At 61.5% G+C, this 11079-nt stretch carries 11 protein-coding genes and 1 pseudogene; 2 read left to right on the top strand and 10 right to left on the bottom strand.

Going from position 1 to position 11079, the window contains the following annotated elements; genetic code table 11:
* Positions 1-208: pseudogene (locus tag WB528_RS02070) on the top strand (EmrB/QacA family drug resistance transporter); the annotation flags it as partial.
* A gap of 99 nt (positions 209-307) precedes the next feature.
* On the opposite strand, the gene WB528_RS02065 reads toward WB528_RS02070, so the two are convergent.
* The 10 genes from WB528_RS02065 to pcaF all read right to left on the bottom strand — a co-directional run bounded on the left by WB528_RS02065 (position 308) and on the right by pcaF (position 9077).
* Positions 308-973 carry an outer membrane protein gene (locus WB528_RS02065; protein WP_423886765.1) on the bottom strand — a complete coding sequence of 222 codons (666 nt, stop codon included), beginning with the start codon at positions 971-973 and terminating at the stop codon, positions 308-310.
* 244 nt (positions 974-1217) lie between these two features.
* Positions 1218-2171 carry a Gfo/Idh/MocA family oxidoreductase gene (locus tag WB528_RS02060; protein WP_423886764.1) on the bottom strand — a complete coding sequence of 318 codons (954 nt, stop codon included), beginning with the start codon at positions 2169-2171 and terminating at the stop codon, positions 1218-1220.
* 1 nt (position 2172) lies between these two features.
* Positions 2173-3027 carry a class III extradiol dioxygenase subunit beta gene (locus tag WB528_RS02055; RefSeq protein ID WP_423886763.1) on the bottom strand — a complete coding sequence of 285 codons (855 nt, stop codon included), beginning with the start codon at positions 3025-3027 and terminating at the stop codon, positions 2173-2175.
* Positions 3027-3416: a protocatechuate 4,5-dioxygenase subunit alpha gene (gene ligA, locus WB528_RS02050; protein ID WP_423886762.1), complete on the bottom strand. Its 390-nt coding sequence runs from the start codon at positions 3414-3416 to the stop codon at positions 3027-3029. Before ligA ends, WB528_RS02055 begins: the two co-directional genes overlap by 1 nt.
* 13 nt (positions 3417-3429) lie before the next feature.
* A complete protein-coding gene (locus tag WB528_RS02045) occupies positions 3430-4362 on the bottom strand; it encodes an amidohydrolase family protein (RefSeq protein ID WP_423886761.1) in 933 nt (310 codons plus the stop codon).
* A 32-nt stretch (positions 4363-4394) separates the two neighbouring features.
* Positions 4395-5096 (bottom strand): substrate-binding domain-containing protein, encoded by a 702-nt coding sequence (locus WB528_RS02040; protein ID WP_423886760.1) that lies wholly within the window; start codon positions 5094-5096, stop codon positions 4395-4397.
* Between the two features lie 33 nt (positions 5097-5129).
* On the bottom strand, positions 5130-5825 hold the full coding sequence (ligK, locus tag WB528_RS02035; RefSeq protein WP_423886759.1) for a 4-carboxy-4-hydroxy-2-oxoadipate aldolase/oxaloacetate decarboxylase: 696 nt from the start codon (positions 5823-5825) through the stop codon (positions 5130-5132).
* Between the two features lie 2 nt (positions 5826-5827).
* Positions 5828-6856: an amidohydrolase family protein gene (locus WB528_RS02030; RefSeq protein ID WP_423886758.1), complete on the bottom strand. Its 1029-nt coding sequence runs from the start codon at positions 6854-6856 to the stop codon at positions 5828-5830.
* 137 nt (positions 6857-6993) lie between these two features.
* Positions 6994-7731, bottom strand: coding sequence for a TetR/AcrR family transcriptional regulator (locus tag WB528_RS02025; RefSeq protein ID WP_423886757.1), 738 nt, complete (start codon positions 7729-7731; stop codon positions 6994-6996).
* A gap of 137 nt (positions 7732-7868) precedes the next feature.
* The gene (gene pcaF, locus WB528_RS02020) at positions 7869-9077 is read right to left on the bottom strand and encodes a 3-oxoadipyl-CoA thiolase (RefSeq protein WP_423886756.1); all 1209 of its coding nucleotides are present in this window, start codon (positions 9075-9077) and stop codon (positions 7869-7871) included.
* A 340-nt stretch (positions 9078-9417) separates the two neighbouring features.
* Here pcaF and mutS point away from each other — a divergent pair.
* A partial coding sequence (gene mutS / locus WB528_RS02015) for a DNA mismatch repair protein MutS (protein ID WP_423886755.1) occupies positions 9418-11079 on the top strand: 1662 nt, incomplete at its 3' end.

Below are 11079 nucleotides of genomic sequence, written 5' to 3'. Positions count from 1 at the left end.
CAGCATGATCAACCTCGGCACCGACAAGGGCCTCGCCATGGCGGATGTGATGGTGGCGATCCAGGCGCAGATCATCGCGTTCTCGCAGGATTACCAGCTCGTGATGATCTTCATCCTGTGTTCGATCCCGCTCGCCATCATGATCGGTTCGACCAAGGCCGCGCTACGAAAGCAGGCGACAGGACCGGAACATGCGGTGATCGAATAGAGCTTTTCGAAAATTCGCAGCTATAGAAACACGCTGCCCCAAAAACAAAAAGAGCGCTGCATGCAGCGCTCTTTCGTTTTGAGACTGACGCTTGCGCGATCAGAAGTGATAGTTGACGCCAACCTGACCGCTGTTGATGTTCAGCGTGCCGGTCTGGATGCCCGGCGGGGACTGAGCGAAGAAGGTCGTGCTGCTAAAGCTGCGATAGAGATATTCAGCCTTGAGCGACCAGCGCGGCAGGAACATCCACTCGATGCCTGCACCGGCCGTCCAGCCGACCTGAGTCTTGCTGTCGTCGAGTGTTTGCCCCACGGCCGTTATGCTGAGTTTATTGTCGGCGAGAGCCAAGCCGCCAGTGCCGTAAAGTAGCACTTGATCAAACGCGACACCAAAGCGGCCCCGAACTGTTGCCAAAGCATCGACCTTGGCAGCCAAAGTAACGGCGCCAAACGGTGGTACTGGACCAGTCACACTGTTGCTGATGTCAGCCCATGCGCCATCGGCTTCGATGCCGGCGACAAACTGGTTGAATTGCCAGTTATAGCCGACCGTGCCGCCGGCGAAGCCGCCCTTGAGACCGCCCGCTTGACTGGTGTTCTCGCTGCCATAGCCGCCCATCGCGCCGATGTAGAATCCGCTCCAATTGGTCGCGGGGCTGACCATGGCGGGCGCCTTCGTATAAGGCGTGTTCGGTGCAGGCAGGTCGGCGGCGTAAGCTGCGCCCGATATCGACGCGAGCAAAATTCCCAAAGCAAGTCTTTTCATTTTTCCCTCAGCATTAGCAAAGCCCTCTGAGGACCTAACGGATGTTTCCGATCGTTTCAATCGGGTTGCATTACGTGTCAGTTTAAACCTGGTGAGTGTGACCATCGGACCACAGTTGTCGATTCCGGATCGGCCGAAAAGCGATGCCGAATCAAAAGGCTGGTAACAATCCGGTGAATGGCAGGTGCGAAATCCGCCTTTGATGTGTGCCCTGCGGGATGCGCCCTTAGCTTGCGTGGCGAGCCTACACGAGCTGTCGCTCCAACCCGTGCAACACGTGATAGCACGGGAGCACCTGGGCGACGCTCGCATTGGGCTCGCGGCCCTCGCGGATGGCGGCAAAGAACTCGCGATCCTGCAGTTCGATCCCGTTCATCGACACGTCGACCTTGGAGACGTCGATCTTCTCTTCCTTGCCGTTGAAGAGATCGTCGTAGCGCGCGATGTAAGTTCCGGTGTCACCGATGTAGCGGAAGAAGGTTCCGAGCGGACCGTCATTGTTGAACGACAGGCTGAGCGTGCAGATCGCGCCGCTTTCGGTTTTTAGCTGGATGGACATATCCATCGCGATCCCCAGCGTCGGGTGAATGGGCCCCTGGACCGCGTTCGCCTTTACGATCGGCGAGCGGCTCTGGTAGGCGAACAGATCCACTGTGTGCGCCCCGTGGTGCCACAACAGGTGGTCGGTCCAACTCCGCGGCTGACCCAGTGCATTCATGTTCGACCGACGAAAGAAGAACGTCTGCACATCCATCTGCTGGATGTTGTATTCGCCGGCGACAATCTTTTTGTGCACCCATTGGTGGCTGGGGTTGAATCTCCTGGTGTGGCCGCACATCGCGATCAGTCCGGTTTTCTTCTGCAAGTCGACAACGGCCTGCGCGTCCTGCAGGGAATCGGCGAGCGGGATTTCGACCTGTACGTGCTTGCCGGCCTTCAGGCAGGCGATCGATTGCGACGCATGCATCTGGGTAGGCGTGCACAGGATCACCGCGTCAACTTCCTTCAGCGCGAGGCTGTCGGCGAGGTCGGTCGAGACATGGGTGATGCCGTATTTGGCGGCGACTTCCCTGGTCGGCTCCAGCCTGCGGCCGACCAGCGACACCACCTCGACGCCATCTATGTTCTTGATGCCGTCGAGATGCTTGATGCCGAAAGCACCGGCGCCGGCGAGCGCGACTTTGATGGCCTTGGTCATGTCAGTTGTTCTCCAGGATCAGGTGGCCGACGGCGGTGTTGCTCGCCGGCACGTGATAGAAGCGATGCCGAACTGTCGGCGGCTTGCCGCCATTGACGTCGCTCATGGCGCCCCGGGCGATCAGCCACATCACGAGTTCAATGCCCTCGCTGCCGGCTTCGCGGACGTAGTCGATGTGCGGCATCCTGGAAAGTCCCTCGGGGTCGGCGATCAGCCGATCGAGGAAGGCCTGATCCCACTCCTTGTTGATCAGCCCGGCGCGCGGCCCCTGGAGCTGGTGGCTCATGCCGCCGGTACCCCAGATCTGCACATTGAGCGGCTCTTCATAGGATTCGATCGCCTTGCGGATCGCCTTGCCGAGCATGAAGCAGCGCCGGCCGGATGGCGGCGGGTATTGCACGACATTGACGGCGAACGGGATTATCGGGCAGGGCCACGCCTTCGGCTGGCCGCACATCAGGCTGAGGGGCACCGTAAGACCGTGGTCGATATCCATCTTGTTGACGATCGTCAGATCGAAGTCGTCCTGGATCACCGACTGCGCGATATGGGAGGCGAGCTTCGGGTGCCCGATCACCTTGGGCACCGGGCGCGGGCCCCAGCCTTCGTCGGCTATCGCGAATTCGGGCGCGGTGCCGATCGCGAAGGTCGGGATGATGTCGAGGCTGAACGCGTTGGCGTGATCGTTGTAGACCAGAAAGATCACGTCCGGCTTATGCTCCTTCAGCCACTGCTTGGAGAAATCGTAGCCCTCGAAAACCGGCTGCCAATAGGGCTCGGTGGTCTTGCCGAGATCGATCGCCGCACCGACCGCCGGCACGTGCGAGGTGTAGACACTTGCGGGTATACGGGCCATCACTTCTTCTCCCCAATGCGACGATTGCCTTCGATGGAGCGGCCGCCCTTCACCATCATTTGGCGATATTGCTCCTCGCTCATGCCGGTCATGCTGCCGGCCATCTGCTGAAAGCTTTTGCCGTCGGTCGCGCCGATCTTCGCAAGGAAGTAGATGTTGCCACCGAGCTCGATGCAGCGGTTGAGGTCGCGTGCGAGCACAGCCTGTTTCTGATCCTCGGTCATCGGCCATTCGTCGAGATAGGCCCGCTCGTTGGCTTTGAAGCGCGCGCGGTTCTCCGCCTTCATGAGCGACATGCAAAACTGGTTCAGATGATAGCCTTGCCGCGACATGTCGGCGTCGAAGACGGTGGTGCCGGGTACGTCCGTGTAGGGTTTGTCAAGTGCCATCGGAGTGCCTCCCTTATGATTCCTCGGGCCAGTACAGTCGCATCGGATTGTCGACCAGGAGCTTGTGCTGAAGTTCAGGCGTGGTGGCGACGTGCGGGATGAAATCGACCAAGAGACCGTCATCGGGCATGTGCCCCTTGAGATTGGGATGCGGCCAGTCGGTGCCCCAGAGCACGCGATCCGGAAACGTCTCGACGATTCGCTTTGCGAACGGCACAACGTCTCGATAGGCATTCTGTTCGCCATTGAACGCCGGCGGTCCCGAAATCGATAATCGTTCCGGGCAACTGACCTTGGACCAGACGTTCTGGTTCTCGCGCATGAATTTCACGAACAGCTCGAACTCGGGGCCGTTGATCGGCTTGGCGACGTCGGGCCTGCCCATATGATCGACCACGACCGTGGTCGGCAGCGTGGTGAAAAAATCCCACAATTCGGGCAGGTCTTGTGCCTCAAAGTAGATCACCACGTGCCAACCCAATTTCGCAATCCGCCCGGCGATCTCGTTCAGTTCGTCGCGCGGCGTGAAATCGACCAGTCGCTTGACGAAATTGAAGCGAACCCCGCGCACGCCGGCCTCGTGCATTGTCCTGAGTTCGGTGTCGCTGACATTGCGCTTCACAGTCGCGACCCCGCGCGCCCTGCCACCTGAATGAACGAGTGCGTCGATCATTGCGCGGTTGTCGCTACCATGACAGGTCGCCTGGACGACCACGTTCCGCGCGAAACCGAGATGGTCACGCAGCGCATAGAGCTGCCGCCTCGACGCATCGCAAGGCGTGTACTTGCGCTCGGGCGCGTAAGGGAATTCGGCTCCCGGCCCGAACACATGGCAATGCGCATCGACAGCGCCGGCCGGCACCGCGAAGCTCGGCTTCGAGGGACCGGCATACCAGTCAAGCCAACCCGGGGTCTTCTCGAACGGTCCCGTAACAGGTTTCGGCATAAACGCTTCCTTTGATGTTTCGGCCCGTTGCGTCATGACCTTGTGTGCGTCGGCTCCATGCCGTGACGCCGTATGGATGCATCCGCCTCCGCAGAGGTCAGATAGCTGATGAAATCGCGCGCCCCGGCTTCGTTGGTTGCCAGTGCGCCCACCCCGCATGAAAACCGGGTCAAAGATTGAATCTCCTGAGGCAACGCCCCGATGATATCGATGCCCGGCACATCCAGAAACTCGCTCAACTGCTGAAAGCCGAGTTCGGCATCGCCGCGCGCCACCAGGGTGCCCACCGGAACACCTGGAGGAGCCTGAATGATACGCACCGACTTCGATTGATCGGCGTCCCATTTTTCCAGCAGCTTGAGCACATGCGTCCCGCTCGGCCCCGTGGAGTAGCCAATCGATCGTGCCGAGAGAACTGCGGCTTTTGTCGCAGCCTCGTCCGAGAGATCAGGGCGCCTGGCTCCCGATCGTACAGCCACAGCAATCGCCGAATCGGCGAAGCCGGCGCGGCTCCCCGGTTTCAGAAATCCGTTCTCCTCGAGCTTCTTCATGGCGTCGTCGGCGAGCACAACGATATCGAATTTCTCGCCGGCCCGGATGCGACGCGCAGCATCGACCCCACCGACGGACTCGATAGCTACCGAGCGCCGCGTCTTTTGCCGGTATGCGCTGGAACGCTCCGCCAGGATCTGACGGGTGGCCATCGACGAAATGCCAACGATGTCAGCGGCCATTGACCAACTCTCTTGAACCCTCGTCGCTGTGCGTCAATCGATATATCTCAATCCGGCCTTTGCGAGCGGCTCCCGCATCTTGTACATGTCGAGCCCTAGAACGCCTTGTGCAAGCTTTTCGCGCTTGTCCGCTTCGTTGGCTTCACGTGCTTCCGCCGCATCCGCAGCCTGCCGGGCGATCCGGGCGGGCACGACCACCACTCCGTCCATATCTGCAACCACCACGTCCCCCGGATTTACGGTTGCGCCGGCGCAGACTACCGGGACGTTCACGGAGCCTAGTGTCGCCTTGACCGTGCCCCGAGCGCTGATCGCGCGCGAAAACACCGGGAATTGCATTTCGGTGAGATCCGTCACATCGCGCGCGCCGCCATCGATGACCAATCCTTTCGCGCCGCGGGCACGGTAGCTGGTGGCGAGCAGATCGCCGAAAAAGCCATCGGTGTTGTCGACGGTGCAGGCAGCGACCACGACATCACCCGGCTGTATCTGCTCGGCGGCCACGTGCATCATCCAGTTGTCGCCCGGCTGCAGCAGCACGGTAACAGCGGTGCCGCACATATGGGCCCCGGCATAGATCGGACGCATATAAGGATGCATCAGGCCGACCCGGCCCATCGCCTCGTGGATCGTGGCGACACCGTAGCGCGACAATTTCTCGACGGCGGCCTTGTTTGCCCGGTCGATATTGCGCTTGACGATTCCGAGATCGTTCATCGCAACGCTCATGATCAGTTTCCTTTTGCTTTCAACGCAGCATCAAGGCGCGGAAATACGCGCCGTGCATTGCCTTCGTAGATCTTGTACCGGTCCTGTGCGCTGAGTGTGGTGGCGGCTTCGATATAGCGCTTGGTGTCATCGTAGTGGAATCCGGTTTCCGGATCGATGCCACGAACGGCGCCGATCATCTCGCTGGCGAACAGGACGTTATCGACCGGGATCACCTTGGTGAGCAGGTCGATGCCCGGCTGGTGATAGACGCAGGTATCGAAAAATATATTCTTCAGAAGATGATCCTTGAGCAGCGGCTTCTTCATCTCCTGCGCCAGGCCGCGGAAGCGGCCCCAGTGATAGGGTACGGCGCCGCCACCATGCGGGATCAGGAACCGCAAGGTCGGAAAATCCTTGAACAGATCCGACGTCAGACACTGCATAAACGCCGTGGTGTCGGCATTCAGGTAGTGCGCCCCGGTGGTATGGAAGCAGGCGTTGCAGCTCGTGGAGACATGAATCATCGCCGGGATGTCGAGCTCGACCATCTTCTCGTAGATCGGGTACCAATGACGATCCGAAAGCGGTGGCGAGGTCCAGTGTCCACCGGAGGGGTCGGGATTGAGGTTGATGCCGACGAAGCCATACTCCTTGACGCACTTCTCGAGCTCCGGCACGCAGGTCTTTGGATCCACACCGGGCGATTGAGGCAACATCGCCGCACCGGCGAAACTGTCGGGGAATAGCTTGCTTACGCGCCAGCACAACTCGTTGCAGATCGCGGCCCACGTCGAGGATACCTCGAAGTCGCCGATGTGATGGGCCATGAAGCTGGCGCGCGGGCTGAAGATGGTCAGATCGCTGCCCCGCTCTTTCATTTGCCTGAGCTGGTTGTTGATAATGGACTCGCGGAGCTCGTCGTCGCTGATCTTCAGCTCGCTGGCCTTGGGTCTGACCGCGGGGTCCTTGATGCCAGCAATCTGTCGGTTGCGCCAATCCTCAAGGGCCTTGGGCGCTGTGGTGTAGTGGCCGTGCACATCAATGATCACGTGATCTCCCTATCAGTTACTGCGGAGGGACGCGACGCTGCTGGTCCCAAGCGCTCGGGCAAGTGAGCATCTGCAAGCTTCCCCGCCTGTTCATTTCATCTTTCCTCGTCAGAACCCAGCGCGGACTGCAAATCCCATCACTTTGGTGCGTGACCGCTGCCGGCAAGAGATTTGGTTGGCGGCGTGGATCGCCGTTGCGATGGCGTCGCCCGATCGAGCGCAGGCGCTTGCAGCGAAGCGACGGTCGCCTTTACCAGCTGCTCGATCGCATCTCCTGCGTCAGCCCCGTCGGAATCGCCGCGCGACAGCCGGGAGACGCGCTCTGGCGTCACCAGCGTATAATAGAGTGCCCCGAGAAGGAAATGGCTGCGCCAGACGATCTCCGCGCGCGGGATATGCGGAAGACTGTCGTGCACCGCATCGATAAAGGCGTGACTGGTGTCGTCGAAAGTCTGTGCGATGATCCGCCGGGTGACTTCGTTTCCCTCCGCCGACATGATGGCGCGCAGCCGCGTGAAACGCGCCCCTCCGCCAGTGAGATCGCTGCCGGAAGAAAATGCCGGTAGCACGTAGGCGCGGACGATCGCCTCCAGCCTGTCCTGCAGATCGCGCACCCGCTTGGCGGCGGCCAGCAGTTCGGCGCGTCTGAGGTTCATCGGCTTGCAGTGGCGCCGATAAATTTCCAGAAGCAACTCGTCCTTGGTCTTGAAATGATACGTCACGCTGCCCGGATTTGCGCCGGCGGCCTGCGCGATATCGCGCACCGTCACGGCGCTGAACCCTTTCGTCGAGAACAACTCCTCTGCGGCAAAGAGAATGGCTTCGCGCATGTTCGGCTTGCGCGACCTTTCCCCATCGGCGGATTTTCTGACCATATCATTTGTACTTTTGTACAAATGATATGGTTAAGTCAACGAGGATTGCCGGCCAACGAGAACACCGGTCCGTGAATGTATCTTCAGGTCGCCGCCGCCTGCGCCCGGGAGCGGACGCCAACGGCGGCAGGGAAATTTCAGTTCAATTTCTCGATAGCCATGGCAACGCCCTGACCGACGCCGACGCACATGGTGGCGAGCGCGCGTTTCCCGCCGCGCTTCTCCATCCCGTGCACCGCGGTCACGACCAACCGCGCCCCGCTCATGCCGAGCGGATGGCCGAGCGCGATCGCGCCGCCATGCGGATTGACGAAGTCGGCGTCTTCCTTGACGCCGAGTTGGCGCAGGCACGCAATACCCTGGCTCGCAAAGGCTTCATTGAGTTCGATCAGATCGAAATCGCTGATCTTCAGTCCCAGCCGTTCCATCAGCTTGCGCGTTGCCGGCACCGGCCCGATGCCCATGATGCGCGGCGGCACGCCGGCCGACGCAAGGCCGAGAATCCGTGCGCGCGGCGTCAGACCGTGTTTCTTTACCGCGGCTTCCGATGCCAGGATCATGGCAGCGGCGCCGTCATTGACGCCCGACGCGTTGCCCGCCGTCACTGTGCCCGGGTTGCGCACGATCGGTTTCAGCTTGGCGAGACCTTCCAGCGTCGTTTCGGGCCGCGGATGTTCGTCCTTGTCCACCGTGATCGGACCGGCCTTGCCGCCCGGAGCGGAAACAGGCGTGATCTCCTCGGCGAAGTAGCCAGCCGCGATCGCTTGTCCGGCGCGCTGCTGCGAGCGAATAGCGAACGCGTCCTGATCGGCGCGGGACACCTGAAATTCCTCGGCGACGTTCTCGCCGGTTTCCGGCATCGCATCGACACCATATTGCGCCTTCATCAGCGGGTTGATGAAGCGCCAGCCGATGGTGGTATCGAAAATCTCGGCCGAGCGCGAAAAGGCTTCCGCCGCCTTGCCCATCACGAACGGCGCCCGCGTCATCGATTCCACGCCGCCGGCGATAGCGAGATCGATCTCGCCGGCCCGGATCGCCCGCGCACCGGCGCCGACCGCGTCCAGTCCCGAGGCGCACAGGCGATTGAGCGTCTGGCCGGGAACCGAATCCGGCAGGCCCGCCAACAGCAGCGCCATGCGCGCGACGTTGCGGTTGTCCTCGCCGGCCTGGTTGGCGCAGCCGTAATAGACCTCGTCGACCTGCGACCAGTCGAGGTTCGGATGCTTGGCCATCAAGGCCTTGATCGGCGCGGCCGCCAGATCGTCGACGCGTACCTTGGCGAGCGAGCCGCCGAAGCGGCCGATCGGGGTCCGTACCGCATCACATACAAATACCTCACCCATCGGTCTCTCCTTGCGCCATTTCCTCTATTGAGGGCGAGTATTAGGAGCGGGGATGGAACAGGTCAATTGATCGCCGTTGCTTTCGCGCGAGGGCGGTCATGCAAGGCAGGCAAGCTGATCGACTGAAGATGGCGTGGAAAAGACGCATAGCCATGGCAAAGCGGTAGGATCGATTGTCAAAGTTCTGTACGTTGCGCCGCCGGAGCCCGGTTCTAATCCGATTGGAACCGGGCTCCGGATTTCTCATTCCGACGCGTTTTCTACCGCAGATAAGTCTACGCAATCTGCGTAAGCTTGATTGCTACGCTAACCGGTGTCCACTTCACTCGAAAACGCCTTGATGACGATCCAGCCGACATTTCCTACATCCGCCGATGCGCCGCCCGCCGCGGAGGCATCGGCGCGCGTCACGCCGATGATGGAACAATATCTGGAAATCAAGGCGGCAAATCCGGGTTTATTGCTGTTCTACCGGATGGGCGATTTCTACGAGCTGTTCTTCGAGGATGCCGAGATCGCCTCCCGCGCGCTCGGCATCATGCTGACCAAGCGCGGCAAACATCAGGGCGCCGACATCCCGATGTGCGGCGTTCCGGTGGAGCGTTCCGACGACTACCTGCATCGCCTGATCGCGCAGGGCCATCGGGTCGCGGTCTGCGAGCAGATGGAAGATCCGGCTGCCGCGCGAGCCCGTGGCAACAAAAGCGTGGTGCGCCGCGACGTCGTGCGGCTGGTGACGCCGGGCACGCTGACCGAAGACACGCTGCTCGACGCAAGGTCCAACAATTATCTGCTCGCGATCGCCCGGCTGCGCGGCTCAACCGGCGCCGATCGCCTCGGGCTTGCCTGGATCGATATTTCGACATCCGAGTTCATCGTCACGGAATGTGCGGCGGGCGAACTCGCCGCGACTTTGTCGCGCATCAATCCCAACGAGATCATCGTCGCGGACGCGCTCTATAGCGATACCGATATCGGATCGACGTTGCGCGAATGGCCGGCGGTGACGCCGTTGACGCGCGATGTCTTTGACAGTTCCACGGCCGAGCGTCGGCTGTGCGACTACTTCGCAGTCGCGACCATGGATGGTCTCTCGGCGATGTCGCGGCTGGAGGCGACGGCCGCGGCCGCCGCCGTCACCTATATCGACCGCACCCAGGTCGGCAAGCGTCCGCCGTTGTCGCCGCCGTCGCGGGAGGCCGTCGGCACCACCATGGCGATCGATCCGGCCACCCGCGCCAATCTCGAATTGACGCGCACGCTTGGCGGCGAACGCCGCGGCTCGTTGCTCGATGCGATCGATTGCACCGTCACTTCCGCTGGCTCACGGTTGCTGGCGCAACGGCTCGCCGCACCGCTGACAGATAGCGCCGCGATTGAGCGGCGGCTCGACGCCATTGCGGCGTTTGTGGCGGATAGCGGCCTGCGGGACGGCCTCCGCGGCACCTTGCATGCGGCGCCAGATTTGTCGCGCGCGCTGGCGCGGCTGTCGGTCGGACGCGGTGGCCCGCGCGATCTCGCAGGCTTGCGCGATGCGATCCTTGCCGCCGATCAGGCGTTGGCGCATCTGGCGCGGATGGAGCAGCCTCCACAGGAAATCGCATCCGCGATGGCCGCGCTGCGCCGTCCGTCGCGGGAATTGGCAGCCGAATTCGAGCGCGCACTGGCCGAACAACTGCCGTTGTTCAAGCGTGACGGTGGCTTCGTGCGCCAAGGCTACGAGCCCGCGCTCGATGAAGCACGAAATCTGCGCGACGCCTCGCGGCTCGTCGTCGCTTCCATGCAGGCGCGCTATGCCGATGATGCCGGCGTCAAGGGCCTGAAGATCCGCCACAACAATGTGCTTGGCTATTTCGTCGAGGTCACAGCCCAGCATGGCGACAAACTGATGGCGCCGCCACTGAACGCGACGTTCATTCACCGGCAGACGCTGGCGGGGCAGGTGCGCTTTACGACGGCCGAACTTGGCGAGATCGAAGCCAAGATCGCCAATGCCGGAGAC

The sequence above is a fragment of the Bradyrhizobium sp. genome (assembly GCF_049586575.1).
Taxonomy (GTDB): Bacteria; Pseudomonadota; Alphaproteobacteria; order Rhizobiales; family Xanthobacteraceae; genus Bradyrhizobium.
This window is presented reverse-complemented; position numbering and strand designations above follow the sequence as displayed.

Excerpts from the sequence above, each read along its gene's own strand:
- WB528_RS02065 (WP_423886765.1), bottom strand. The coding sequence starts at position 973 with ATGAAAAGACTTGCTTTGGGAATTTTGCTCGCGTCGATATCGGGCGCA.
- WB528_RS02060 (WP_423886764.1), bottom strand. The coding sequence starts at position 2,171 with ATGACCAAGGCCATCAAAGTCGCGCTCGCCGGCGCCGGTGCTTTCGGC.
- WB528_RS02055 (WP_423886763.1), bottom strand. The coding sequence starts at position 3,027 with ATGGCCCGTATACCCGCAAGTGTCTACACCTCGCACGTGCCGGCGGTC.
- ligA (WP_423886762.1), bottom strand. The coding sequence starts at position 3,416 with ATGGCACTTGACAAACCCTACACGGACGTACCCGGCACCACCGTCTTC.
- WB528_RS02045 (WP_423886761.1), bottom strand. The coding sequence starts at position 4,362 with ATGCCGAAACCTGTTACGGGACCGTTCGAGAAGACCCCGGGTTGGCTT.
- WB528_RS02040 (WP_423886760.1), bottom strand. The coding sequence starts at position 5,096 with ATGGCCGCTGACATCGTTGGCATTTCGTCGATGGCCACCCGTCAGATC.
- ligK (WP_423886759.1), bottom strand. The coding sequence starts at position 5,825 with ATGAGCGTTGCGATGAACGATCTCGGAATCGTCAAGCGCAATATCGAC.
- WB528_RS02025 (WP_423886757.1), bottom strand. The coding sequence starts at position 7,731 with ATGGTCAGAAAATCCGCCGATGGGGAAAGGTCGCGCAAGCCGAACATG.
- pcaF (WP_423886756.1), bottom strand. The coding sequence starts at position 9,077 with ATGGGTGAGGTATTTGTATGTGATGCGGTACGGACCCCGATCGGCCGC.